This window comes from Nocardioides kribbensis (genome assembly GCF_015070375.1).
In the GTDB taxonomy this organism is placed as follows: domain Bacteria; phylum Actinomycetota; class Actinomycetes; order Propionibacteriales; family Nocardioidaceae; genus Nocardioides; species Nocardioides kribbensis.
This window is the reverse complement of the sequence record NZ_JADCLL010000004.1, coordinates 58,616-83,294: the sequence shown is the minus strand read 5'-3', so window position 1 is coordinate 83,294 and position 24,679 is coordinate 58,616. Positions and strand designations below refer to the sequence as shown.

24 protein-coding genes are annotated in these 24,679 nt (G+C 76.1%); 13 read left to right on the top strand and 11 right to left on the bottom strand.

The features are described from left to right. Position 1 precedes the first annotated feature (1 nt). Positions 2 to 1,018, top strand: coding sequence for a glycine betaine ABC transporter substrate-binding protein (locus IR170_RS09855; RefSeq protein WP_193662272.1), 1,017 nt, complete (start codon positions 2 to 4; stop codon positions 1,016 to 1,018). Here the strand turns inward: IR170_RS09855 and IR170_RS09850 are convergent. Then, positions 1,008 to 1,532 carry a GNAT family N-acetyltransferase gene (locus IR170_RS09850; protein ID WP_319805007.1) on the bottom strand — a complete coding sequence of 175 codons (525 nt, stop codon included), beginning with the start codon at positions 1,530 to 1,532 and terminating at the stop codon, positions 1,008 to 1,010. The genes IR170_RS09855 and IR170_RS09850 overlap by 11 nt on opposite strands. Before the next feature lie 34 nt (positions 1,533 to 1,566). On the opposite strand from IR170_RS09850, the gene IR170_RS09845 reads away from it, so the two are divergent. From IR170_RS09845 to IR170_RS09825, 5 genes are all read left to right on the top strand, one after another. Next, on the top strand, positions 1,567 to 2,412 hold the full coding sequence (locus tag IR170_RS09845) for an aminoglycoside phosphotransferase (RefSeq protein ID WP_193662271.1): 846 nt from the start codon (positions 1,567 to 1,569) through the stop codon (positions 2,410 to 2,412). A gap of 102 nt (positions 2,413 to 2,514) precedes the next feature. Next, positions 2,515 to 3,978, top strand: coding sequence for a cytochrome ubiquinol oxidase subunit I (locus tag IR170_RS09840; protein ID WP_056904775.1), 1,464 nt, complete (start codon positions 2,515 to 2,517; stop codon positions 3,976 to 3,978). Between the two features lie 17 nt (positions 3,979 to 3,995). Next, positions 3,996 to 5,018, top strand: a complete 1,023-nt coding sequence (gene cydB / locus IR170_RS09835; RefSeq protein WP_193662270.1) for a cytochrome d ubiquinol oxidase subunit II — start codon at positions 3,996 to 3,998, stop codon at positions 5,016 to 5,018. Continuing rightward, entirely contained in the window at positions 5,015 to 8,389 is a 3,375-nt protein-coding gene (cydD, locus tag IR170_RS09830) for a thiol reductant ABC exporter subunit CydD (RefSeq protein WP_193662269.1), read from the top strand. The genes cydB and cydD overlap by 4 nt, the downstream gene beginning before the upstream one ends. Beyond that, a complete protein-coding gene (locus IR170_RS09825) occupies positions 8,382 to 9,086 on the top strand; it encodes a response regulator transcription factor (protein WP_319805006.1) in 705 nt (234 codons plus the stop codon). The genes cydD and IR170_RS09825 overlap by 8 nt, the downstream gene beginning before the upstream one ends. A gap of 22 nt (positions 9,087 to 9,108) precedes the next feature. Here the strand turns inward: IR170_RS09825 and IR170_RS09820 are convergent, their stop codons facing one another. The 4 genes from IR170_RS09820 to IR170_RS20300 all read right to left on the bottom strand — a co-directional run bounded on the left by IR170_RS09820 (position 9,109) and on the right by IR170_RS20300 (position 12,617). Next, positions 9,109 to 10,728: a GAF domain-containing sensor histidine kinase gene (locus tag IR170_RS09820; protein WP_193662267.1), complete on the bottom strand. Its 1,620-nt coding sequence runs from the start codon at positions 10,726 to 10,728 to the stop codon at positions 9,109 to 9,111. 119 nt (positions 10,729 to 10,847) lie between these two features. Then, a complete protein-coding gene (locus IR170_RS09815; RefSeq protein ID WP_193662266.1) occupies positions 10,848 to 11,264 on the bottom strand; it encodes a pyridoxamine 5'-phosphate oxidase family protein in 417 nt (138 codons plus the stop codon). A gap of 91 nt (positions 11,265 to 11,355) precedes the next feature. After that, positions 11,356 to 11,775 (bottom strand): YchJ family protein, encoded by a 420-nt coding sequence (locus IR170_RS09810; protein ID WP_319805005.1) that lies wholly within the window; start codon positions 11,773 to 11,775, stop codon positions 11,356 to 11,358. Next, entirely contained in the window at positions 11,772 to 12,617 is an 846-nt protein-coding gene (locus IR170_RS20300) for an adenylate/guanylate cyclase domain-containing protein (protein ID WP_193662265.1), read from the bottom strand. The genes IR170_RS09810 and IR170_RS20300 overlap by 4 nt, the downstream gene beginning before the upstream one ends. A gap of 88 nt (positions 12,618 to 12,705) precedes the next feature. On the opposite strand from IR170_RS20300, the gene IR170_RS09800 reads away from it, so the two are divergent. Genes IR170_RS09800 through IR170_RS09790 form a run of 3 tightly spaced genes read left to right on the top strand, consistent with a single transcriptional unit; the run spans position 12,706 to position 17,204 of the window. Then, positions 12,706 to 13,689: a universal stress protein gene (locus IR170_RS09800; protein ID WP_193662264.1), complete on the top strand. Its 984-nt coding sequence runs from the start codon at positions 12,706 to 12,708 to the stop codon at positions 13,687 to 13,689. Between the two features lie 52 nt (positions 13,690 to 13,741). Beyond that, positions 13,742 to 15,130 carry a P-loop NTPase family protein gene (locus tag IR170_RS09795; RefSeq protein ID WP_056862141.1) on the top strand — a complete coding sequence of 463 codons (1,389 nt, stop codon included), beginning with the start codon at positions 13,742 to 13,744 and terminating at the stop codon, positions 15,128 to 15,130. Continuing rightward, positions 15,123 to 17,204 (top strand): vWA domain-containing protein, encoded by a 2,082-nt coding sequence (locus IR170_RS09790; RefSeq protein WP_193662263.1) that lies wholly within the window; start codon positions 15,123 to 15,125, stop codon positions 17,202 to 17,204. The genes IR170_RS09795 and IR170_RS09790 overlap by 8 nt, the downstream gene beginning before the upstream one ends. A gap of 28 nt (positions 17,205 to 17,232) precedes the next feature. Here IR170_RS09790 and IR170_RS09785 read toward each other — a convergent pair whose 3' ends face one another. From IR170_RS09785 to bla, 4 genes are all read right to left on the bottom strand, one after another. Next, entirely contained in the window at positions 17,233 to 17,628 is a 396-nt protein-coding gene (locus tag IR170_RS09785; protein ID WP_319805004.1) for a DUF2695 domain-containing protein, read from the bottom strand. Between the two features lie 96 nt (positions 17,629 to 17,724). Beyond that, complete coding sequence (locus IR170_RS09780; RefSeq protein WP_193662262.1) at positions 17,725 to 18,255, bottom strand: hypothetical protein; 531 nt, start codon at positions 18,253 to 18,255, stop codon at positions 17,725 to 17,727. Between the two features lie 96 nt (positions 18,256 to 18,351). Next, positions 18,352 to 19,248 carry an ABC transporter substrate-binding protein gene (locus IR170_RS09775; protein WP_193662261.1) on the bottom strand — a complete coding sequence of 299 codons (897 nt, stop codon included), beginning with the start codon at positions 19,246 to 19,248 and terminating at the stop codon, positions 18,352 to 18,354. A 4-nt stretch (positions 19,249 to 19,252) separates the two neighbouring features. After that, complete coding sequence (gene bla / locus IR170_RS09770) at positions 19,253 to 20,233, bottom strand: class A beta-lactamase (protein ID WP_319805003.1); 981 nt, start codon at positions 20,231 to 20,233, stop codon at positions 19,253 to 19,255. A 44-nt stretch (positions 20,234 to 20,277) separates the two neighbouring features. Here bla and IR170_RS09765 point away from each other — a divergent pair, with 44 nt between their 5' ends. Genes IR170_RS09765 through IR170_RS09750 form a run of 4 tightly spaced genes read left to right on the top strand, consistent with a single transcriptional unit; the run spans position 20,278 to position 22,712 of the window. Beyond that, complete coding sequence (locus IR170_RS09765) at positions 20,278 to 21,057, top strand: TSUP family transporter (RefSeq protein ID WP_193662260.1); 780 nt, start codon at positions 20,278 to 20,280, stop codon at positions 21,055 to 21,057. 4 nt (positions 21,058 to 21,061) lie between these two features. Further along, the gene (locus tag IR170_RS20295; protein ID WP_193662259.1) at positions 21,062 to 21,703 is read left to right on the top strand and encodes an IMPACT family protein; all 642 of its coding nucleotides are present in this window, start codon (positions 21,062 to 21,064) and stop codon (positions 21,701 to 21,703) included. A gap of 32 nt (positions 21,704 to 21,735) precedes the next feature. Then, entirely contained in the window at positions 21,736 to 22,125 is a 390-nt protein-coding gene (locus tag IR170_RS09755; protein WP_193662258.1) for a pyridoxamine 5'-phosphate oxidase, read from the top strand. 59 nt (positions 22,126 to 22,184) lie between these two features. Then, complete coding sequence (locus IR170_RS09750; protein WP_251532230.1) at positions 22,185 to 22,712, top strand: GNAT family N-acetyltransferase; 528 nt, start codon at positions 22,185 to 22,187, stop codon at positions 22,710 to 22,712. A 13-nt stretch (positions 22,713 to 22,725) separates the two neighbouring features. Here the strand turns inward: IR170_RS09750 and IR170_RS09745 are convergent, their stop codons facing one another. Together IR170_RS09745 and IR170_RS09740 are read right to left on the bottom strand one after the other, a co-directional pair. Further along, a complete protein-coding gene (locus IR170_RS09745; RefSeq protein ID WP_193662257.1) occupies positions 22,726 to 23,271 on the bottom strand; it encodes a hypothetical protein in 546 nt (181 codons plus the stop codon). 24 nt (positions 23,272 to 23,295) lie between these two features. After that, on the bottom strand, positions 23,296 to 24,630 hold the full coding sequence (locus IR170_RS09740; protein ID WP_193662256.1) for an ABC1 kinase family protein: 1,335 nt from the start codon (positions 24,628 to 24,630) through the stop codon (positions 23,296 to 23,298). Positions 24,631 to 24,679 lie beyond the last annotated feature (49 nt).

Genomic DNA, 24,679 nt, shown 5'->3' with positions numbered 1-24,679 from the left:
GATGACCGGTCCTGCCACCCGCCCCACCCGACTGCGCACGCGCGCCCGCCGACTGGCCGCCACCGGGCTGGCCGTGGCCGCCCTGGCCGTGCCCGCCGGCTGCGGCCTGGGCACCGCCGGCGGCTACGTGCCCGACGCGACCCTGGCCGGTCCGCTCGAGGGCGTCTCGCTGGAGGGCACCGAGATCGCCGTGGGCTCGAAGAACTTCTCCGAGAACATCCTGCTCGGCAAGATCGTGCTCATCCTGATGAAGGCCGCCGGTGCCGAGGTCACCGACCTCACCAACATCCCCGGCAGCAACTCCGCGCGCCAGGCCCAGCTCCAGGGCGACATCGACGCGATGTGGGAGTACACCGGCACCGCCTGGATCTCCTACCTCGGCGAGGACGAGCCGATCGAGGGCACCGAGGAGCAGTACGAGGCGGTCGCCGAGCGCGACCTGGCCGAGAACGACCTGGTCTGGCTGCCGCCGACCCCGGCCAACAACACCTACGGCTTCGCGATGACCGCGCAGAGCGCCGAGCGGCTGGGCATCACCAAGCTCTCGCAGATCCAGGACATCCCCGTCGACGAGCGCACCTTCTGCGTGGAGTCGGAGTTCGAGAACCGTCCCGACGGCCTGCCGGGCATGCTCAAGACCTACGACATCCCGCGCGGCCAGGCCCAGGGCACCCCCGACGACAACATCGGGCTCTTCCAGACCGGCGCGATCTACGCCGCGACGGCGCAGGGCGAGTGCACCTTCGGCGAGGTCTTCACTACCGACGGGCGGATCCTCGCCCTCGACCTCACCGTGCTCGAGGACGACCGGCAGTACTTCCCCAACTACAACATCTCCCTGGTGGTGGGCGAGCAGCTGGTCGAGGACCACCCCGAGATCGAGGAGCTCGTCGACCCGGTGGCCGCCGAGCTGACCAACGAGGTGCTGCTGGGCCTCAACGCCGAGATCGACGTCGAGGGCCGCGAGGCCGCCGACGTGGCCGAGGAGTGGCTGCGCGAGGAGGGCTTCATCGCCTGAGCGGCAGCTCCATGAGGATCAGGTCGGGCCGGTCGGCGCGCAGCCAGGCGGGCCGGGCGGTGCCGACCTCGACCCAGCCGCGCCGGCGGTAGACGGCCAGCGCGCGCGGGTGGGACGGGGCCACGTCGAGCACCGGGCGCAGCCCGGCGTCGCGGATCCAGGCGACGGCGCGGTCGAGCAGCAGCCCGCCCGTGCCGGTGCCCTGGGTCGCGGGGTCGACGTAGAGCACCGCCACCATGGCCGGGGCGGGCTCGGGGGCCGGGCGCGCGAAGGCCTCGGCCATGTCGGGCGGCACGTCGGTGACCGAGACGTGGCCGACGACGCGACCCTCGCGCTCGGCCACCCAGGCCGCGCGCTCGCCGGGGCGCACCACGAACTCCTCGGCCGGGAAGGGCAGCGGCCAGCGCATCGGGTAGCCCGAGCCGGGCTGCTGGGCGGCCAGCACCGCGACCAGGGCGGGCAGGTCGTCGGGGCGGCGCGGCCGCACCGCGACGGAGGCACGTACGTCGGGCACGTCGCCATCCTGCCGCCCCGGTAGCCTCCGGGCCGTGCCGACCCCCGCGACCCCCTCGAGCCACGTGCTCGACCTCTTCGCGGTGCCCGAGGTCGTCGAGCCGCTCCCCGGGGCGCTCACCGACAGCGTGCGCGCCGGGGACCTCGTGCTCAGCCCCGGTCGGGACGCCGCCGTGCAGGCCTGGCTCAGCCCGCTGCTGGCGCGCCTGGCCGTGCGCCTCGACGAGCGCCCCGACCGCCGGGCCCAGGACCTGCGGGTGGCGATGCCGGTGCCGGCGCGCGACGGCGCCTGGGTCGTCGAGGGGTGGGCGGCCAGCCGCTGGGAGCCGGGCACGACCGCCTGCCTCGACCCTGCGGTGACGCTGGCCGCGGGGCGGCTGCTGCACGCCCGGCTGGCCCCGCTCGTGACCGAGCCGCCCGCGGTGGTGCTGGAGCGCACCGACGCCCGGGCCCGTGCCGAGCGGCTGGCCTTCGCGGGCGGCGCCGACCTGCGTGCCGCTGCCGGCACGCTCCCGGCCGGTGCCGCGGGACTCGTGCGCCGCGTCGCCGACCTGCTCGACGGGCTCGACCCCGACGCGGCCTCCCCGGCGGCGACCCGCCACCAGCTGGTGCACGCCGACCTCGCCGGGCACGTGCTGCTCGACGCCGCCGGGGCCCCGGTGGTGGTCGACGTCGACCCGGCGTGGCGCCCGCCGCTGTGGGCCGAGGCGGTCGCCGCCCTCGACCTCGTGCGCGGCGGCGCCGACCCCGCCCGCCTCGACCGCTACGCCGGTGCGGCGACCCGCGCCGCGCTGCTGCGGGCGCTGCTCTTCGGGGCGCTGGTCGACCCCGCGGCCGACGTCGCGGCGTACACGGCGGTGCTCGACCGGCTGGACCGCTGAGCGGTCGCCGAGCCGCTGGGCCCGCGCGGCGGGGACGAAGGTCCCGACCGCGCGGTCCGTCGTGCCGTGGCGGCCCGGCGCGGGCGCCCCGAGGGTGGAGGCGTGGACCTCGACACCCTCGACATCGCCCGCTGGCAGTTCGCCATCACCACCGTCTACCACTTCCTCTTCGTGCCGATCACGATCGGCCTGTCGGCGATCGTGGCCGGCTACCAGACCGCGTGGGTGCGCACCGGGCACGAGCAGTGGCTGCGGCTGACGCGGTTCTTCGGCAGGCTCTTCCTCATCAACCTGGCCATCGGCGTGGTGACCGGGATCGTGCAGGAGTTCCAGTTCGGGATGAACTGGTCGGACTACTCCCGCTTCGTCGGCGACGTCTTCGGAGCGCCGCTTGCCATCGAGGGCCTGCTCGCCTTCTTCCTGGAGTCGACCTTCGTCGGCCTGTGGATCTTCGGGTGGGACCGGCTGCCGCCACGGCTGCACCTGGCCACCATCTGGCTGGTGCACGTCGGCACCGTGCTCTCGGCCTACTTCATCCTGGCCGCCAACTCCTGGATGCAGCACCCGGTCGGCTACCGCTACGACGCCGTGACCGGTCGCGCGGAGCTCACCGACATCGTGGCCGTGCTGACCAACCGGGTGCAGCTGGTGACCTTCCCCCACACGCTGCTGGCGGCCTACATGACCGCCGGGGCGTTCGTGGTCGGGGTGGCGCTGTGGCAGCTGAGCGCCGGCCGCAGCCGGCCCGGGGCGGACCGGTCCGAGGACCGCGGGATGTTCCGCTCGGCCGCCCGTGTCGGTGCCGTGGTGCTCGTCGTCGCGGGAGCGGGGGTGGCGCTGAGCGGCGACCTCCAGGGCAAGGTGATGACCGAGGTGCAGCCGATGAAGATGGCCGCGGCCGAGGCGCTCTACGACACCGAGCAGCCCGCCGCCTTCTCGCTGGTCACCGTGGGCAGCCTCGACGGCTCCGAGGAGCTGTGGTCGCTCCGGGTGCCCCACCTGCTGTCCTACCTGGCCACCGGCGACCTCGACGGCGAGGTCCGCGGCATCGACGACCTGCGCGCGGAGTACGAGCAGACCTACGGCACCGACCCCGGCGCCGCCTACTACTCACCGGGCGACTACACCCCGGTGGTCCCGGTGACCTACTGGAGCTTCCGGCTGATGATCGGCCTGGGCGTCGCGGGGGTCGCCGGCGGACTCGCGGTGCTGTGGGCCACCCGGCGCGGCCGGGCGCCCTCGTCGCGGCGCTGGGTCTGGCTGGGCGTCGCCCTCCCGCTGATGCCGCTGCTGGCCAACTCCTTCGGCTGGGTCTTCACCGAGATGGGCCGCCAGCCCTGGGCGGTCTTCGGCCTGATGACCACCGAGCGCGCCGTGTCGCCCTCGGTGAGCCCGACGGAGGCCCTGGTCTCGCTGCTGGCGCTCACCGGCGTCTACGCCGTCCTCGCCGTCGTCGAGGTGCGCCTGCTGCTGCACTACGTCGCGCGCGGCGCCGACCCCCACGTCGAACCGCGCCTGCGCGACGACGAGCACGACCCCGAGCGCCCGCTCGCCGTCGCCTACTGAGTCCGGAGGACCCGAGCATGGAGCTCACGACCGTCTGGTTCGCCCTCATCGCCGTCCTGTGGATCGGCTACTTCTGCCTGGAGGGCTTCGACTTCGGCGTCGGCATGCTGCTGCCGGTGCTCGGCCGCTCCGAGGCCGAGCGACGGGTGCTGCTCAACACCGTCGGGCCGGTCTGGGACGGCAACGCGGTGTGGGTGCTGGTCGCCGGCGGCGCCACCTTCGCCGCCTTCCCGGAGTGGTACGCCACCCTGTTCAGCGGCTTCTACCTGCCGCTGCTGATGATCCTGGTGGCGCTCATCGTGCGCGGCCTGGCCTTCGAGTACCGCGCCAAGGTCGACGACGACCGTTGGCGCGCGCGCTGGGACGTCGCCCTCGTGGTGGGCTCCTTCGTGCCGGCGCTGCTGTGGGGCGTGGCGTTCGCCAACATCCTGCACGGGGTGCCGCTCGACGCCGACAGCGAGTACGCCGGCGGCCTGCTGACCCTGCTGCACCCCTACGCCCTGCTCGGCGGTGTCACCACGCTGCTGCTCTTCCTCACCCACGGCGCGGTCTTCCTCGCCCTCAAGACCGACGGACCGGTGCGGCGCGACGCCCGGGGCCTGGCCTCGGGGCTGGGCACCGCGGCGGCGATCGCCGCCGTGGCCTTCCTGTCGTGGACCCAGCGCGACACCGGCGACCTCGCCTCGGCGGTCCTCTTCCTCGGCGCGGCGGTCGCGCTGGTGCTCGGTGTGCTGGCCGTCGGCGTGGGCCGCGAGGGCTGGGCCTTCGTCGGCACCTTCGCCGCCATCGCCCTCGCGGTGGCCGGTCTCTTCGCCGCGCTCTTCCCCGACGTGATGCCCACGACGCTGGCCGACGGCACGGGCCTGACCACGACCAACGCCGCCGCGACCTCCTACACCCTCGGCGTGATGACGGTGGTCGCCGCCGTCTTCACCCCCGTCGTGCTGGCCTACCAGGGGTGGACCTACTGGGTCTTCCGGCAGCGGATCTCGGTGCACCACATCCCGGCCGCCGGGCGCGTGCCCGAGCCGCAGCGGTGAGACCGACCGACCCGCGCCTGCTGCGACGCCTGGCCCCGGCGCGCCGCGAGCTCGCCGCGGTGCTGGCCGCGGGCGCCGTCGGCGGCGCGCTCGTGCTGGCCCAGGCGGGGGCGCTGGCGGGGCTGCTCGTCGCCGTCGTCTCCGGGGCGCCGGTCGGCCCCTGGGCGTGGGCCCTCGCCGCCGCCCTCGCCGGTCGCGGAGTCGCCTCGCTGGTCGGGGACCGGGCCGCCGCACGCGCGGCGGCGCTGGTGGCGACCGACGTACGCCGCCGGCTGGTGGCGCGCGTCGGCGACGACCCGGGCGGGGGCGTCGCGCTGCTCGCCACGCGCGGGGTGGCGGCGTGCGAGCCCTACCTGACCCGCTACCTCCCCGCCCTCGTGCTGGCCCTCGTGCTGCCCCCGCTCGCGGTGGCGGCGATCGCGACGCAGGACCTGCTCAGCGCCGGCATCGTGCTGCTGACCCTGCCGCTGGTGCCGGTCTTCGCCGCGCTGGTCGGCCTGGCCACCCGCGACCGCGCGGAGCGGCAGTGGCGCGAGCTGGGCTCGCTGGCCGGCCACTTCGTCGACGTGGTGCGCGGGCTGCCGACCCTGGTCGTGTTCGGTCGCGCCGAGGCGCAGTCGGCGCGGATCCGGGTCGCGACCGAGCGCTACCGCCGGGCGAGCGCCGCCACGCTGCGGCTGGCCTTCGCCTCCTCGGCCGTGCTCGAGCTGGTGGCCACCCTCTCGGTGGCCCTGGTCGCCGTGAGCGTGGGTCTGCGGGTCGCCGACGGGGGCCTCGACCTGCGCACGGCGCTGGTCGTGCTGCTGCTGGCGCCGGAGGCCTACTGGCCGCTGCGCCGCGTGGGTGCGGAGTTCCACGCCGCCGCCGAGGGCGTCGCGACCTTCGAGCAGGTCGCGGCCGTGCTGGACGCGCCCGTGGCCGACCACCCCCGCGCCCACGAGGCCACGAGGGTCGGGTCCGGCCCGCTGCGGGTGCGCGGGCTGACCCTCCTGCACCCCGGGCGGACGACCCCCGTGCTCGACCGCCTCGACGCCGACCTGCCCGAGCGCGGCTTCACCGTGGTGGTCGGGCCCTCGGGGTGCGGCAAGTCGACCCTGCTCGCGGTGCTGGCCGGTCTGCTGCCGGCGACCGCCGGGCACGTCGACCGGGTCGCCGCCGACCCCGCGTGGCAGCGGCGGGTCGCGTGGCTCCCGCAGCGTCCGGGCTTCGTGGCCGGCACCGTCGGCGACAACCTGCGCCTGGGCCAGCCCGGCGCCGGCGACGTGGAGCTGTGGGCCGCGCTGCGCCTGGTGGCGCTGGAGGAGCGGGTGCGCGACCTGCCCGCCGGGCTCGACACCGACCTCGCCGAGGACGGAGCCAGCCTCTCCGCGGGGGAGCGGGCTCGTCTCGCGCTGGCGCGCGTGGTCGTCGCCGACCGGCCGTGGGTGCTGCTCGACGAGCCGACCGCCCACCTCGACGACCTCACCGAGCAGCTCGTCGCCGACACCCTGGTCGACCTGGCCCGCTCCCGCGCGGTGGTCGTGGTCACCCACCGCCCGGCGCTGGTCGGCCTCGCCGACCACGTGGTGCGCGTGCCCGCCCCTCCTGTGGCCGCCCCGTCTCTGTCCGTCCCGCCTGTGCCCGTCCTGCCTGTGGCCGTCCCGCCCGCGGTCGTACCCCGACCGGCTGCGGGGGAGGGGCCCCGGCCCGACCCGTCCCGCGCCGCCGGCGTCCTGGGCGGCCTGGGGGTGGCCACCGTGCTCGGGTCCCTCGCCTCGGCCTCGGGGGTGGCCCTGACGGCGACGGCGGGCTGGCTGCTGGTCCGTGCCTCGGAGCAGCCGCCCGTGCTGACCCTCATGGTGGCCATCGTGGGCGTGCGGGCCTTCGGGCTGGCGCGACCCGCGCTGCGCTGGGCCGAGCGCCTGCGCGCCCACGACGTGGTGCTGGGCATGCTGGCCGAGCAGCGGGCACGGGTCTACGACCTGCTGGTGCCGCTCACCCCCGGTGCGCTCGGGCGCCGCCGCGGCGACGTGCTGGCCTCGGTGGTCGACGACGTCGACAGCGTGCTCGACCGCGAGCTGCGCGAGCGGCTGCCGGTGCGCTCGGCCGTCCTCGTGGTGGTCCTGGCCGCGGTGGTGGCCTCCCTCGCGCGGTGGCCCGCGGGCCTCGTCGTCGCCGGGGGCAGCGCCGGCGCCGCGGTGCTGGCCCACGCCGTCGCCCGCCGTGGCGCCGCGCGGGCCGAGGCCGGTGCCGTGGCCACCCGCGCCCGGCTGGCCGAGCACGTCGTGGAGGCGGTCGACCTGGGCGAGGAGCTGCGCCTGTGGCAGGCGCGCGGACGCGCCGCCGACCGGGTGGCCGCCGACTCCGAGGACCTCGGGCGCGACACCGTGCGCGCCGCCACCGCGCTCGCCGCCGGGCGCGCCGTCGTGCTCGGCGCGGCGGCCGCGTCCACGGTGGCGCTCGCGCTCCTGCTCGCCCCGGCGGTGGCCGACGGTGCGCTCGACGCGCCGCGGGCCGCGCTGCTGCTGCTCCTGCCGCTCGCGCTCACCGACGTGCTGCTGCCGGTGGCCGACGCGGGCGCCGTCGGCGTGCGCACCCGCGCCGCCCGCGACCGCCTCGACGCGCTGGCCGCCCTGGCCCCGCGCGTGCTCGACCCGCCACGGCCGCGACCGGCGCCCGAGCACCCGGCGGTGGTCCTCCACCGCGTCGGCGCCGGCTGGGGCGAGGAGGAGGCGGTGGGCGACCTCGACCTCCGGCTGCCGCCCGGTCGCCGCGTGGCCGTCGTCGGCCCGTCGGGGTCGGGGAAGAGCACCCTGGCCGCACTGCTGCTGCGCTTCCTGGACCCGAGCACGGGCAGGGTCCTGCTCGACACCGTGGACCTGCGGGGGCTCGCGCTCCACGACGTACGCCGCACCGTCGGGCTGGTCGACGACTCACCGCACGTGTTCGCCTCGACCCTGGTCGAGAACGTGCGCCTGGCCCGGCCCGACGCCGACGACGCCCGCGTGGAGGCCGCCCTGCGCGCGGCCCGGCTCGGCCCGTGGCTCGACGCGCTGCCCGACGGCCTCCACACCTGGCTCGGCGAGGGCCACGCCGGGGTCTCCGGCGGTGAGCGCGCCCGCCTCGGCGTGGCCCGGGCCCTGCTCGCCGACCCACCGGTGCTCGTGCTCGACGAGCCGACGGCCCACCTCGACGAGGCCACGGCCGCCGACCTGGCGCGCGAGGTGCTCGGGCCGGACGGGCGCGCGGCAGGTGCGGGGCGCACGGTCGTGTGGATCACCCATGGCTCGGCGGGTGTCGACCTGGTCGACGACGTGGTACATCTGGGCCGGCACGACGGGCCCCCACGGCCCGACCCGGTGGCCGAGACCGAGGAGCTGCACCGTGGCTGACCAGACACCGAGCGACCAGGGCGGGCAGGCCGGGCAGGACCGCCCGGTCCGCGTGTTCCTCCTCGACGACCACGAGGTGGTGCGCCAGGGCATCCGTGCGCTGCTGGAGCAGTCGGGCGGCATCGAGGTGGTCGGGGAGTCGGGCTCGGCGCACGAGGCCATCTCCCGCATCCCCGCCCTGCGCCCCGACGTGGCCGTGCTCGACGCCCGCCTGCCCGACGGCTCGGGCATCGAGGTGTGCCGCGCGGTGCGCGCCGTGGACCCCGGCATCAAGGCCCTGGTGCTGACCTCCTACGACGACGACGAGGCCCTCTTCGCCGCGATCATGGCCGGCGCCGCGGGCTACGTGCTCAAGCAGATCCGCGGCCAGGACCTCGTCGGCGCCGTGCGCTCGGTCGCCATGGGGCACTCCCTCATCGACCCCGCCCTCACCGCCCGGGTGCTCGACCGGGTGCGCACCGGCTCGGCGACCGTGCCGGAGCTGGCCGAGCTGACCGAGCAGGAGCTCAAACTGCTGGCCCTCATCGCCGAGGGCCTCACCAACCGCCAGATCGGCGAGCGGGTGCACCTGGCGGAGAAGACCGTCAAGAACTACGTGTCGAGCATCCTGGCCAAGCTCGGCCTGGAGCGGCGCACCCAGGCCGCTGTGCTGGCCAGCCGACTGCTGGGCCCGGGCGCCGGGAGCCCCCGGGACTGAGCGGCACCCGGGCCCCACGGGCTCACGACCCGGCGCGGGCGCGCCACACCAGCACCGTGCCGCGCGGCTCGCGGGGGGCCAGCTCCAGGGAGCCCCCGAGCCCCTCGGCGCGGTGGGCGGCGTTGCGCAGCCCGCTCTCGACGCGCTCGGCGGGCAGGCCTCTACCGTCGTCCTCGACGCGCAGCGTCACCTCGCCGTCGTCGACGCCGAGGGTGACCCAGGCGGCCCCGGCCTCGGCGTGGCGGGCGATGTTGCTGAGGGCCTCGCGCAGCACCGGCAGCAGGTGCTCGCGCACCCGGGCGGTGACCGCGGTGTCGACCGGGCCCTCGGTGCGCAGCAGCGGGGTGAAGCCGAGCAGGGGGGCGGCGTCGCCGACCAGCTCGTCGAGCTCGTCGCGCAGGGTGGCGACGCTGCGGTGGCGCAGCGCGAAGATCGTGCCGCGGATGTCGCGGATCGTGGCGTCGAGGTCGTCGACGGCGCGGTCCACCCGCGCCGCGACCTCGCGGTCGCTGGTCAGCATGCCGACGCCCTGCAGCTGCAGGCCGGTGGCGAAGAGGCGCTGGATCACCACGTCGTGCAGGTCGCGGGCGATCCGCTCGCGGTCGGAGACGACCGCCATCTGGGCCCGCTCGGCCAGCGCCTGCGCCCGGTCGAGGGACAGGGCGGCCTGGTCGGCGAAGGAGACCAGCAGCTCGCGCTCCTCGACGTCCTGCGGTCCGTGGGCGAGGTCGGTGACCACCGCGAGGGCGACCGGCGAGGTGAGGTGGGTCCGCACGGGCACCAGCACGACCGCCTGGCCCTCGACCTCGAGGTCGACCGGCTCCGGCAGCGGTCCCTCGACCGCGTCGACGTGGCCGGCGACGAGCGGCAGGGCGGCCTCGAGCAGGTCGGTGAACGCCTCGCGCTGGGCCTCGTGGCAGGCCAGCGCCACGATCGTCGGGGCCTGCGGGCCGGTGGGCAGGCGCAGCACGGCCGCCGCGCGGGCACGCCCCACCGTGCGGGTCGCCTCGGCCACGCGCACGAGGGTGTCGCCCCGGTCGACGGGCGGCTGGAGGTGCTCGCCCAGCACCGCCGCGGCCTCCAGCCACTCTCGCCGTCGCTCGCTCAGGCCGTAGGCGCGCGCGTTGCCGATGACGAAGCCGGCCGCCGAGGCCAGCGCCTCGACCAGCGCGACGTCCTCGTCGGTGAAGCCGGGCTCGGGCTCCGCAGCGTCCTCGACAGGGCTCTTCTGCGTCAGGTAGAGGTTGCCGAAGACCGCGCCGCGCACCCGCACGGGCACCCCGAGGAAGGTCCGCATCGGGGGGTGGTGGGCGGGGAAGCCGTAGGAGGCGGGGTGGGCGGAGAGGTCCTGCAGGCGCAGCGGCTCGGGGTGGTCGACCAGCAGCCGCAGGATGCCCCGGCCGTGCGGCGGGGCGCCGATCGCCTCACGCTCGGCGTCGTCGAGGCCGGTGGTGACGAAGTCGGACAGGTCGCCGTCGCGGCCGATGACGCCGAGGGCGGCGTACTGGGCGCCGGTGAGCTCGGCGGCCGACTCCACGATGCGCAGCAGCACGCTGTGGAGGTCGAGGTCGGAGGAGATGGCGACCACGGCGTCCAGCAGCGCGTGGGTGGAGCCGCTGAGGTCGAGTCGACGGTGGGGCATCGGCTCAGTGTGGCGCACGGAGGGCCTCCTGCGTCAGGGCCGGCCCGGCCCGTCCTGCGGGGTCGGCCGGGCGGATCGACCGGGCGGGTCGCGCGGGTCGGTCGGGCGGGTGAGGGCGGTCAGGCCGAGTGCACGACCGACGACGCACCGAAGCTGCGGCCGGTGACGTCGGTGGTCGGCAGCGCGACCACGAGCGTGCGGGTGCCGGCGGCCCACGGCACGGGCCAGCACTCCCGCACCGCCGCCAGCTGGGCGGGGTCGGTCACGAACTCCCCGCGCCCCCGCACCACCACGCTCCAGCCGCTGCGGCTGGCCACGTCGAGCGCGTCGACCTCGAAGGCGACCAGGCCCTCGCGGGCGTGCGTGCCGACGATGCTCCACGGGCTGGTGCGCACGACCACGCGGCCGTCGTGGAGCACGTAGGTCAGCGGCACGATGTGGGGTCCGCCCGGCGTGGAGACGGCCATCCGGCCGACCTCCGCCTCGCGCAGGTGGGCGAGGCACTCGTCGGGGGAGAGGTCGCGGTGGTGGAGCACGCCTCCGAGCCTGCGCCGGGGCGCTCGGGCGCGGCGAGGGTCGATGGTCCTCTCCCCACGGGACGGGTGTCCTCGGCTCCGCGAGGGGGGTCTACCCGCCGGCCCCGCCGTGGTCGCCACCGTGGTCGCCGCCGTGGTCGCCGCCGCTGCCGTCGAGGTAGACCCACCGCCCGGCCCGCCGCACGAAGCGGCTGTGCTCGCGCTGCTCGCCGGGGAGCCCGTGCCGCTCGTAGCGGGCCACGAAGGCGACGTCGTCGGCCCCGGCCGAGAGCACCTCGAGCCCGGTCCACACCGTGGCGGGGTCGAGCTCGACGTCGTCGGGGCGGGTGCGCGGGTGCCACGTGCGGAAGAGGTACGCTGCGTCGCCCACCGCGAAGGCGGCGTAGCGGGAGCGCATCAGCTCCTCGGGGGTCTCCGCCCGCGCAGCGCCACGGTGCAGGCGCCCGCAGCAGGCGTCGTAGGCCGACCCGCTGCCGCACGGGCAGGTCGCGCGCAGCGGTCCGGTGCTCACCGGACCTCCCCGCGGGGCAGGACCCGCCACAGGGCGTGCACGCCCGGCAGGCCCTTGAGCCCGACCTCCCCGGCCTCGACCAGGTCGACCGCGGCGTCGTCGTCGAGGGCGGCGCGCACGGCCTCGCTGGCCAGCACCTCCCCGCCCTGGGCGGTGTCGGCGACCCGGGCGGCCATGGCGACGTTGCGCCCGAAGTAGTCGCCGTCGCGGGCGACCACGGGACCGGTGTGGATGCCGATGCGCACCCGCACCGGCGCCACCAGCCGCAGCCGGGGGTCGAGGGTGCGCTTGAGGTCGCGCTGCACCCCCACGGCGGCGCGGCAGGCCGCCTCGGGATCGCGGAAGGCGACCATGAAGCCGTCGCCGGCGGTCTTGACCACCTGGCCGCGGTAGCGCTCGATCCGGGCGCGCAGGAGGGTGTCGTGGGCCTGGAGCACCCGCACCCAGGTGGCGTCGCCGAGCCGTTCGTTGAGCCGTGTCGACCCCTCGATGTCGGAGAACAGCAGGGTCACCCGACCGTCGGAGCTGGCCATGCTCGCCACGCTCTGCTGCTGCTCGGCGGCCCAGGCCTGGAGGTCCTCCAGCGAGGACTGGAGCAGACCCGCCACGCCCTGCTCGCGGACCCTGGTGGCGGTCCGCACGACCCGGCGCACGGCGCGCTCGGCCGGGGTGGCCGCGGGACGCGGGCGCAGGGCGACGTCGAGGTCGGCCTCCAGCACGGCGATGCGCCGCCGCGCCGCGCGCTCCCGCCGGCGGGCGGCCGACAGGCACAGGGCCAGCGCGGCCACGGCGGCGGCGAGCACGGCGCTGAGCGCCGCCAGGAGGACCACCGCGAGCGTCACGAGCCGAGAGCGTAGCGACGACCGAGGGCCCGCGGGATCGGGACCTTCGTCCGTGGCTGCCGCCCGCGGGGCTGGTGAGGCTGGAGTCATGACGGTGACCGACCTCTCCTCCTCCTCCGCCCGCCCGACCGCCGACCTGCCCACCGGCGCCGTGGTCGTCGGGATCGACGGCTCCCACGACGCCGACCTCGCGCTGGCGTGGGCGGCGCGGCAGTGCCTGCTGCTGCGCCGGCCCCTGGCCCTGGTGCACGCCTACCGCCTGGTGGGCTCGGTGTGGCTCGACCAGGCCGGCATCGACTCGCGCGACGTGCTCGACGCCGTGGGCGACGACGCGTGCACGCTGCTCCAGGACGCCCGGGGGCGGGTGCTGGCCGACCACCCCGACCTCGAGGTGGTGCTGCTGATGCGTGCCGACGACCCGCGCTCCATGCTGGAGGACCTCTCCCGCCACGCCTCGCTGCTCGTGCTCGGGTCGCGGGGGCGCGGCCCCGTGGCCTCGCTGCTGCTGGGCTCGGTGAGCGTCGCCGTCGCGCGCCACGCCCACTGCCCGGTCGTCGTGGTGCGCCCCGGCGCCGCCGTGCGCCGCCCCGGCCGGGCGGGTCGGGGCGCCCACCCCGACGACCGCCCGCGCGGCGGGGTGCTGGTCGGCGTCGACGGCACCCCGGGCTCGCTCGCGGTGGTCGAGTTCGGCTACCAGCAGGCGGCGCTGCGCGGCCTGCCGCTGGAGGTGCTCCACTGCGTCTGGGACGTGCGGGCCACCGCCGCCGGGCTGCACCGCGCCCCGGCCGAGGACCCCGAGGTCGCCGACGTGCGCGCCCTGCTGTCGGAGGCGGTCGCCGGCCTGGCCGAGCGGCACCCCGGCGTCGACGTCACCCTGACCGTCGCCTACGGCCTGGCCGACGACGAGATCGTCGCTGCCTCGCGGGGGCGCGACCTCACCGTCGTGGGCTACCGCCCCGGCTCCCCGGTGCGCTCGCTGCTGCTCGGCTCCGTGGCCCCGGCCGTGCTCGAGCACGCCGACGGCGCCGTGGCCGTGGTGCCCGTGGCCCCGCTGGGAGCCGAGCGCCCCTGACCCGCGTCCCGGCGCGACGGCGCGGTTGCGACCCGTCAGTAGCGTGGATCGGGTGACGTCTGCTCCCACCTCCACCACCGTCGGCGAGCTGCGGGCCTCGGGCCACGAGCACCGCCCGCTGCGCACCGAGATCCGCGACAACCTCCTCGCCGCCCTGCGCGAGGGCCGCGACCCCTGGCCCGGCCTGCACGGCCTCCAGGACACCGTGATCCCCCAGCTCGAGCGCGCCCTCATCGCCGGCCACGACATCGTGCTGCTCGGCGAGCGCGGCCAGGGCAAGACCAGGCTGCTGCGCACCATGGTCGGCCTGCTCGACGAGTGGACCCCGGTCATCGCCGGCTCCGAGCTCGGCGAGCACCCCTACGACCCCATCACCGTGGCCTCGCGCCGCCGGGCCGGCGAGCTCGGCGACGCCCTGCCGATCACCTGGCGCCACCGCGACGAGCGCTACGCCGAGAAGCTGGCCACCCCCGACACCAGCGTGGCCGACCTCATCGGCGACGTCGACCCGATGAAGGTGGCCGAGGGCCGCTCGCTGGGCGACCCGGAGACCATCCACTTCGGGCTCATCCCGCGCAGCCACCGCGGCATCGTGGCCATCAACGAGCTGCCCGACCTCGCCGAGCGGATCCAGGTGGCGATGCTCAACGTGATGGAGGAGCGCGACATCCAGATCCGCGGCTACGTGCTGCGCCTGCCGCTCGACACCCTCGTGGTCGCCAGCGCCAACCCCGAGGACTACACCAACCGCGGCCGCATCATCACCCCGCTCAAGGACCGCTTCGGCGCCGAGATCCGCACCCACTACCCGACCGAGCTGGTCGACGAGGTCGCGGTGATCCGGCAGGAGGCCGACCTCGTGGCCGAGGTGCCCGACTACCTCGTCGAGATCCTCGCCCGCTTCACCCGCAACCTGCGCGAGTCCTCCTCGGTCGACCAGCGCTCCGGCGTCTCGGCCCGCTTCGCCATCGCCGGCGCCGAGACCATCGCGGCCGCCGCCATCCACCGCGCGGTCTCCCAGGGCGAGGACGACGCCGTGGCGCGCCCGGTGGACCTCGAGACCGCCGTCGACGTGCTCGGCGGCAAGATCGAGTTCGAGTCGGGCGAGGAGGGCCGCGAGGGTGAGATCCTCACCCACCTGCTGCGCACCGCCACCGCCGAGACCGTGCGCACGCACTTCCGCGGTCTCGACTTCGGCGTGCTCGTCGACGCCCTCGAGAGCGGCGTGATGGTCACCACCGGCGAGCAGGTCACCGCCCGCGACTTCCTCACCGGGCTGCCGGTGCTGGGGGAGTCGGAGCTCTACGACGACGTCTGCGACCGGCTCGGCGCGACCAACGACGGCCAGCGCGCCGGCGCCATCGAGCTGGCCCTCGAGGGGCTCTACCTCGCCCGCAAGGTGAGCAAGGAGTCCGGGGGTGGCGAGACCGTCTATGGCTGACCGCTGGAGCCGCCGCCGCGCCGCGAGCTACGGCCGCTACGACGGGGGCGCCGACCCGCTCGCCCCGCCCGTCGACCTGGCCGAGGCCCTCGACGCCATCGGCGAGGACGTCATGGCCGGTGCCTCGCCGGAGCGGGCGATGCGCGAGTTCCTGCGTCGCGGCGGCCGCGACCAGCAGGGCCTCGACGACCTCGCCCGCCAGGTCGCGGAGAAGCGTCGCGAGCTGCTGTCGCGCCACAACCTCGACGGCACGATGCAGGAGGTGCGCGAGCTCCTCGACCGCGCCGTGCTCGAGGAGCGCAAGCAGCTGGCGCGCGACGCGATGATGGACGACGCCGACCGGGCCTTCCGCGAGATGCAGCTTGAGGGCCTCCCGCCGAGCCCCGCGGCCGCGGTCAGCGAGCTGTCGTCCTACGACTGGCAGTCGCGCGAGGCCCGTGAGGCCTTCGAGCAGATCAAGGACCTGCTCGGTCGCGAGATGCTCGACCAGCGCTTCGCCGGCATGAAGCAGGCCCTGGAGAACGCCACCGACGAGGACCGCGCCGCGGTCGCCGCGATGGTCTCCGACCTCAACGACCTGCTCGACAAGCACCGTCGCGGCGAGGACACCGAGCAGGACTTCGCCGACTTCATGGACGAGCACGGCCAGCACTTCCCCGAGGACCCCCAGAGCGTGGAGGAGCTGCTCGACTCCCTGGCCCAGCGCGCCGCCGCCGCCCAGCGGATGCGCAACTCCATGACCCAGGAGCAGCGCGACGAGCTCGACGCGCTGGCGGCGCAGGCCTTCGGCTCACCGGAGCTGATGGACCAGCTCGGCCGTCTCGACGGCAACCTCCAGTCGCTGCGCCCCGGCGAGGACTGGGGCGGCTCGGAGCGCATGGACGGCCAGGAGGGCCTCGGCCTCGGCGACGGCACGGGCGCCTTCCAGGACCTCGCCGACCTCGACGCGCTCTCCGAGCAGCTCTCGCAGTCCTACGGCGGCGCGCGCATGGACGACCTCGACCTCGAGCTGCTGGCCAAGCAGCTCGGCGACGCCGCGGGCGTCGACGCCCGCACCCTGCAGCAGCTCGAGCACGCGCTGCGCGACTCCGGGACGCTGCAGCGCGGCTCCGACGGCCAGCTGCGGCTGACCCCGAAGGCCATGCGCCAGCTCGGCAGGTCGCTGCTGCGCGACGTGGCCCAGCGCATCTCCGGGCGTCAGGGCCAGCGCGACCTCGACCGCGCCGGCGCCTCGGGCGAGCGCTCCGGCGCGACCCGGTCGTGGGCCTTCGGCGACACCGAGCCGTGGGACGTCACCCGCACGGTCACCAACGCCGTGCTGCGCACGGTCTCCGAGGGCGGCTCGGCCGCCGACGGCGTGCGGCTGACCATCGACGACGTCGAGGTGCAGGAGACCGAGGCCCGCACCCAGGCCTGCGTGGCGCTGCTGGTCGACACGTCGTTCTCGATGGCGATGGACGGGCGCTGGGTGCCGATGAAGCGCACCGCGCTGGCGCTGCACACCCTCATCCGCAGCCGCTTCCGCGGCGACCACCTGCAGCTGATCGGCTTCGGCCGCAGCGCCCAGGTCATGGAGATCGAGGAGCTCACCGCCCTCGACGCCATGTGGGACAAGGGCACCAACCTGCACCACGCGCTGCTGCTGGCCAACCGCCACTTCCGCAAGCACCCCAACGCCCAGCCGGTGCTGCTCATCGTCACCGACGGCGAGCCGACCTCCCACCTGGAGACCAGCGGCGAGGTCTGGTTCAGCTACCCGCCCCACCCGCTCACCGTGGCCTACGCCGTGCGCGAGCTCGACAACGCGATGCGGCTGGGGGCCCAGACCACCTTCTTCCGTCTCGGCGAGGACCCCGGTCTGGCCCGCTTCATCGAGCAGATGGCCCAGCGGGTCGACGGCCGGGTCGTCGCCCCCGAGCTCGACGACCTCGGCGCCGCCGTGGTCGGCTCCTACCTCGGCGACCGCAGCGGCCGCTCCGGTGGGGACGGCGGCTGGGACGAGGACGGTGCCCGCGGCGGCGGCTACGGCGGGCTCTTCGGCGGCGGCCGGGGCTGGTGGGTCGGGGGCGACTGAGGCCGCGGCCCCGCCTCGGGCCCTCGGCTCAGCGCGGGGCGCGCTCCCAGTGGCCGCAGCCCCGCGACGACGTCCGGCGCACCCCTGCGCAGTCGGGGCACCGCGCGGGCGCGCTGAGCTCGTCGGTGTGCAGGTCGCGCTCCATCACGTGGCGCGCCGGTCGCCACCCCGCGGCGAGCGCGGCGCAGTCGCACCCGCCGCCTCGGTGGGACAGCCGCCGCTCCAGCCCCGTCGCCGTGGGGGAGCGCACCTCGCGGAAGCGCTCGGCCCAGCGCATCGAGCCGTCGCAGCCGTGGGCCTGCAGCATCCGGGCCACGAAGCACAGCGAGCACTCCCGCGGGCGCGGCCAGGTCGCCTCGGCGGCCTCGTCGAGGATCGGGACCGCTACGCGGTCGCGCAACGGCGGGGTGTCGTGGTCGTGCACGCGTCCTCCGCTCCCGTCCGGTGCGCCCTGCTCCGGCGTACGGACAGGTCTAGCGGGGGGCACCGACAGTCGCGGGCGGAGGAGGCACGAGGGCCGCTAGGACCGCGCCACCGCCGCGCCGAAGGAGCGCGGCGAGCGCAGCCAGTCGACCGCGACCCCGCCGTCGGGCCGCGAGCCGGCGACCCTGACCTCCACCCGCACCGGGCCCTCGCCCGGCTCGGCCTCGAAGCAGTCGGTGTCGAGGCGCATCCTGACCAGGTCGTCGGCGTAGCGGGGGTGCAGGGCGTAGTCGCACAGCACGCGCTCCCCGGTCTCGCGCAGGCTCCACGAGGAGGTGCGCAGCAGCGCGTAGTCGGTGCCGGCGAAGAACCCGCCGGTGAGCACGTAGTCGGGCTCCCGGTCACCGTCGGTGTCGAGGAAGACCGAGCCCCCGGTGACCTTCGGGCCGCTCTTGCGCAGGTCGCGCACCTCCACCGTCACCCGCACGGCGCCCTCCCGGTTGACCACGGTCACCGCGCGCAGGTCGGAGGGGTGGTCGAGGTCGCCGGCCTTGTCGGAGAACGTCCTGGTCGCGGCGCTCGCCGGCAGCGCCGTCGTCACCAGCACGGCCACTGTCGACGCCACCACGGCGCCCACCGAGCGGCTCCCGCGTCTCGTCAGGACCATCCCCACCACGACCTTCCACGTCCGCGCGGCACCCCGACGGGCGCCGTCACCCCAGGCCTACTCCGGTGCGTGCGGCGGCGCAACCGCCCGACGGCCCTCGACGTCTCCCGCGGGGTGCAGCACGGCGGCGAGCTCCTCGACGCCGTCGACGACGCGCGGGCCGGGGCGGGCCCAGTGGGCGTCGGCGTCCACGGGGTGCACGAGGGCCCCGGCGGGCAGCAGGCCCGCGGCGAGGAGCGCGTCGGCCTGCTGGCGCGCGCCCTCGCGGTCGTAGCCGCACGGGGCGACCACCACGACGTCGGGGCGCGCCTCGTGCACGCGCTCCCACAGCACCCGGGTCGACTTCTCACCCGCAGCGCCGAGCACGCACTCACCGCCGGCGGCCTCGACCATCTCGGGGATCCAGTGGCCGGGGGCGTAGGGCGGGTCGGTCCACTCCAGCACCACCACCCGCGGGCGGGGCCGGCCTGCCACGCGCGCCCGGACGGCGTCGAGGCGGGTCGACAGCGAGGCGGCGAGCGCCTGCGCGGCAGGCTCGCGGCCGGTGGCCCGGCCCAGGGCGACGACGGTGTCGAGGACCTCCGCCAGGGTGTGGGGGTCGCAGGTCAGGACCTCCGCGGTGCAGCCCAGGTGCGCCAGCGCGTCGTCGACCACGCCGACGTCGACCGCGCAGACCGCACAGAGGTCCTGGGTCACCACGAGGTCGGCGTCGAGCCCTGCCAGGGCGCCGGCGTCGAGACGGTAGAGGTCCTCACCGCGTGCGGCCGCAGCGGAGACGAAGGCGTCGATCTCCTCCGGCGCCAGCCCCTCGGGCATCGCCGAGGTCGACACGATGGTGCGGCTGCGGGCCTCGGCGGGGGTGTCGCACTCGAAGGTCACGCCGACGACGTCGTCGCCCGCGCCGATGGCGAAGAGCGCCTCGGTGGTGGCGGGGAGGAGGGAGACGATGCGCACGCCGTCAGCCCGCCTCTCCGAGCCCGCGGGCCACGACCCCGGCGGCCGCCGCGACCAGGGCGTCGCGCGCGACGGCGTCGACGTCCTCGCTGCGGGTCAGCACGGCCACCACGACCGGTGCGCGGCCGGGCGGGGTGACGACGGCGACGTCGTTGCGGGCGGCGTAGGTGGCCCCCGACCCGGACTTGTCGGCGACCGCCCAGTCGTCGGGCACGCCGGCGCGCACCAGGGTGTCACCGGTCTCGTTGCCCGACATCCACCGCAGCAGCAGCCGTCGGTCGGAGGGAGCGAGGGTGTCGTCGACCGCGAGGGTGCGCAGCGTGGTGGCCAGCGCCCGCGGCGTGGTGGTGTCGCGGTCGTCGCCGGGCTCGAAGCGGTTGAGCGTCGGCTCGGTGCGCCGCGGGTCGGTCACCCGGTCGCCCAGCCCGCGCAGGGCACGACGCAGGCCGTCGGGCCCGCCGATCGCCTCGAGCACGATGTTGCCGGCGGTGTTGTCGCTGACCCGCACGGCGGCCTCGGCGGCGGCGCCGAGGGTGAGGCCGCGCCCCACCCGTTGCTCGACCACGGGGGAGTACTCGACCAGGTCGGTGCGGCGCACCGGCACGACCCGCTCGAGCTGGGAGGGCGTCGTGCGGTCGAGCAGCACCGCGGCGGCCAGCGCCTTGACGGTCGAGGCGTAGGGGAAGCGCTCGTCGGCGCGGTGGGCCAGGGTCTCACCGGTGGCGGTGTCGATGGCCACGACGCCGACCCGGGCGGCGTACCGCTCCTCCAGGGCGGCGAACGCGGCTCGCCCGGTGGCCGGCTGCTGCGGGTCGACCGAGGAGGTGGCCCCGGGGCCGCCCGAGGGTCCGCTGCTGCGTGCAGGGGCGTCGTCGCCCCCCGCGCCCGAGCCGCAGCCGGCGGTCAGCACGAGGGCGAGGAGACCCGCCGCAGGGGTCAGACGGCGGCGGGGGCGGTCGGACAGGGGCGGGAGGGCACGCGTCACCCCTCCTGCCTACCAGCCCCGGCCAGACGCCTACAGTCGGCGCAGTGGGGGACCTGTCGCTGACCGTGATCGCGCTCCTGGCCCTCGCGGCGGTCTCGGCGGGCTTCGTGGACGCCGTGGTGGGCGGCGGCGGTCTCATCCAGCTGCCGGCGCTGCTGCTCGGCCTGCCGGGCGCCTCGCCGGTGCAGGTGCTGGCGACCAACAAGCTGGCCTCGATCTGCGGCACCAGCACGAGCGCGGTGACCTTCTACCGCCGCGTGCGCCCCGACCCTCGGACCTTCCTGCCGCTCATGCTGGCCGCCTTCGTCGGCTCCGCGCTGGGCGCACTGGTCGCCTCGCAGGTGCCCCGCGGGGCCTTCGAGCCGATCGTGCTCGTCGCCCTGGTGGTGGTGGGGGCCTACGTGCTGCTCAAGCCCAGCCTCGGCGAGGTCACCGCGCTGCGCTTCGCCGGCCACCACCACACCACCGCTGCGCTCGGCGTCGGGGTCCTCGTCGGCTTCTACGACGGGGCGCTGGGCCCGGGCACCGGCAGCTTCTTCGTCTTCGCCCTCGTCGGCCTGCTCGGCTACGGCTTCCTCGCCGCCTCCGCGCAGGCCAAGATGGCCAACTGGGCCACCAACCTCGCCGCGCTGTGCGTCTTCGTGCCCCAGGGCGCGGTGCTGTGGCAGATCGGGCTGCTCATGGGCGCCTGCAACGTGCTCGGCGCCTACGTCGGCGCGCGCACGGCGGTCGCGCGCGGCGCCGCCTTCGTGCGGGTCTTCTTCCTGCTCGTGGTCTCGGCCTTCGTGGTGCGCCTCGGCGGCGGCGTGCTCGGGGTGTGGTGAGCCCGTGAGCGCCCAGGCCTACGCGACGGTGCGCGGCTCGGTCGCGGTCGAGACCGAGGTGAGGCGCTCGCGCTTCCTGTGCGTCGTGGAGCGCGTCGGGGGCGGGGCCGCGGAGGAGGCTGCCCGGGCCGTGGTCGAGCGGCAGCGGCGTGCCCACCACGACGCACGGCACCACTGCTCCGCCTTCGTCCTCGGTCCGCCGCCGCAGCCGGTGGAGCGCTCCTCCGACGACGGCGAGCCCGCCGGCACGGCCGGCGCCCCGATGCTCGAGGTGCTGCGCGGGGCCGGCCTCAGCGACGTCGTCGCGGTGGTGACGCGCTGGTTCGGCGGCACGCTGCTGGGCGCCGGCGGCCTGGTGCGCGCCTACGGCGACGCCGTGCGCGCCGCGCTCGACGAGGCCGACGTCGTGCACCGCTCGCTGCTCGTCGAGCTCGAGGTCGACGTGCCCCACGCCGACGCGGGCCGGATCGAGGGCGAGCTGCGGACGCGCGGCACCCGCGTCCTCGGGGCGACGTACGCCGGGGCCGTCACCCTGCGCCTGGGGGTGGCCCCCGAGCGCGAGCCGGCCCTCCACGCCACGCTGGCCGAGCTGAGCTCCGGGGCGCTCGCGGCCCGCGAGGTCGGTCGCCGCTGGGTCGACGCCTGACCCCGGTCGCGGGCAGCGCCTAGGCTCGGGGCATGAGCATCCCCGTGGAGATCGCCGACCTGGCCGCCGCGCTCGAGGACTTCGGCGCGGGCTACCTGCTGACCGTCTCCACCTCGGCCGGGGTGAAGGCCGTGACGGTCGAGCCGACCCTCGAGGGCGGCACGCTGCTCGTGCGTGCCCCCGGGCGCGGCACGCTGGCCAACCTCGCGGCCCACGAGGCGGTGACCGTGCTCTTCCCGCCCCGCGAGCCGCGCGGCCACAGCCTGCTCGTCGACGGCACCGCCACGGCCTGCGGCGACACGGGCGAGGACGTGAGGGTCGAGCCCACCGGCGCGGTGCTGCACCGCCCGGCCGACCACGCCGACGGGCCGCCCGCCCCGGGAGCGGGCGGCTGCGGCCACGACTGCGCGCCGGTCACCTGAGCGCGGGGCAGGACGACCAGGCAGGACGACCAGGCAGGACGACCAGGCAGGATGACCGGGTGACCGAGCAGCCCTCCGCCGCGCCCGACCCCGCCATCCGTCCCGCGACCGAGGCCGACTGGCCGCGCGTGTGGACCTTCTTCGAGCAGATCGTGCGGGCCGGGGAGACCTACGCCTACCCCGAGGACCTCACCTCAGAGGAGGCCCGTGCCCTGTGGACCGGCGGCCCGGGGGCGGTGGTCGTGCTCGAGGAGGACGGCGAGGTGCTCGGCAGCGCCAGGATGGGCCCCAACCGGCCCGGCCGGGGCGCCCACGTCGGCACGGCGTCCTTCATGGTCTCCGAGCGGGCCCGCGGGCGCGGGGTCGGGCGTCGGCTGGGCGAGCACGTGGTGCGGTGGCACCGCGACCAGGGCTTCCGCGCCATCCAGTTCAACGCGGTGGTCGAGACCAACACCGCGGCCGTGGCGCTGTGGCGCTCGCTGGGCTTCACCGTCGTCGGCACCGTGCCGGAGGCCTTCGACTCCCGCGCCCACGGCCTGGTCGGGCTCCACGTGATGCACCTGCCGCTGACGGGCCCCACGCCCTAGCGGCGCCGGCGGGTCAGGTCGCGGGGCCGGCGGGGCCCGGGTCGTGCCCGCGGACCTCAGCGGTGAGGCCGGAGGCGAGCAGCGCCAGCCCGGCGAGCAGCCCCGCGACCGGCGCTGCGTCCCCGACGCCCAGGCCCGCCGCCACCGCGCCGGCGCCGCCGACCAGCACCAGCAGGCCGCCGAGCCGGGTGAAGACGGGTGCGCCGAAGGCGCGTGCGAAGGGCAGGAAGTGGGCGCCCACGACGAGCACCACCCAGGGCAGCACCACCGCCTCGAGGTCGAGGGCCACCCACGCGCGCGCCCCGACGACGATCGCGACCGCCATCAGCGTGACGCTCCAGCCGTAGGTGCGCAGCGCGCTGCGCGGGGGTGCCGCGCCCCCGCCGCTGCGGCCGCCGCGACCGCGTCGGGCGACCAGTGCCGCACCCACGGTCAGGACGAGCAGGGCCACCGCCGCGGCCCGCAGCCAGGTGGTGGCGGCCAGGTCGCCGGCGGCGTTCCAGACGAAGAGCGCGCCACCTGCGGCTCCGACCACGCTCCCGAGAGATCGACCGTCCACCGGGCCAGCCAACCATGCCCCGGCTCAGCCCTCCGCGAAGCCCGGCATCAACTCGGTGAGGATCTCGCGGAAGGGCACCTCGGCCTCGAGCTGGCTGAGGATGCCGATCGCGCCCAGCCAGGTGCGGTGGATGAGGAGGTAGGACGGGGGCAGGTTGATTTTGATGGCGACGGTGAAGGAGGGGTCGCGGGGGTTGTTGATCCGCTGGAACTGCTCCTGCATCCAGGCGCGGGTGAAGCGGAAGCGCTCGGTCTTGGTCGGCTCGACGAAGGGCGCGAGGTAGTCGAGCAGCTGCTGGGGGTCGAGGCTGACCTTGTCGCGCACGAAGCCCTCGCCCCGCAGCCCCTCCATGAGGGCCTCGGCGTCGCCGGTGGAGGCGATGCGGATGAGCCGGCCGGTGGCCTCGGGCAGGCGCCCCTCGGGCAGCCGGGCGACGGCGCCGAAGTCGAGCACGCCCATGCCGCCGGGCTCGTCGTCGCGGCGGGGCAGGACGCGGAAGTTGCCGGGGTGGGGGTCGGCGTGGAGCATGCCCGTGCGCGCCGGCCCACCCACGAGGAAGCGCACGAAGAGCTCGCCGTAGTGGTCGCGCTCGGCCTGGGTGCCCTCGGCGATCACCTTGGCCAGCGAGGAGGTCGACTCGAGCCACTCGGTGACCAGGGTGGTGTCGCCGGCGGCCACCACGTCGGGCACGAGGATGTCGGGGTCGTCGCGGAAGGCGGCTGCGAAGGCCCGCTGGGCCTCGGCCTCGAGGCGGTAGTCGAGCTCCTCCTCGGTGCGGGCCTGCATCTCCTCGATGAGCGGCTTGACGTCGAGACCGGGCACCATCGGCCCGATGGTGCGGGCCAGGCGGGAGAGCTGCTTGAGGTCGGAGCGCAGGGCGTCGCCGGCGCCGGGGTACTGCACCTTCACCGCGACGTCGCGCCCGTCGTGCCACCGGCCCTTGTGCACCTGGCCGATCGAGGCGGCCGCCGTCGGGCCGCCGTCGAGCCAGGTCAGCTGGCTGCGCCAGGTCGGGCCGAGGTCGGAGGCGATGGTGTCGCGCACGGTCTGGGTCGGCATGGGGGGTGCGGAGTCCTGGAGCTTGGTCAGCTCGGCGCGGTAGGGACCGGCGAGCTCCTCGGGCAGGGCGGCCTCGAGCACCGAGAGCGCCTGGCCGAATTTCATGGCCCCGCCCTTGAGCTCGCCCAGGGTGCGGAAGACCTGCTCGGCCGTGCGCTGCTGGATGTCGGACATGACGGTCTCGGCGGGCTTGCCGCCGATCCGCTTGCCGAAGCCGAGCGCGCTGCGTCCGGCGTATCCCAGCGGCAGGGCCGCGAGGCGGGCCGTGCGCGCTGCTGCCTTGCGGGGGAGTTCGGGCATGGCCCCATCTTCCCCGAGCCGACCTAATCCGGGTGGGGTCGGACGAGCC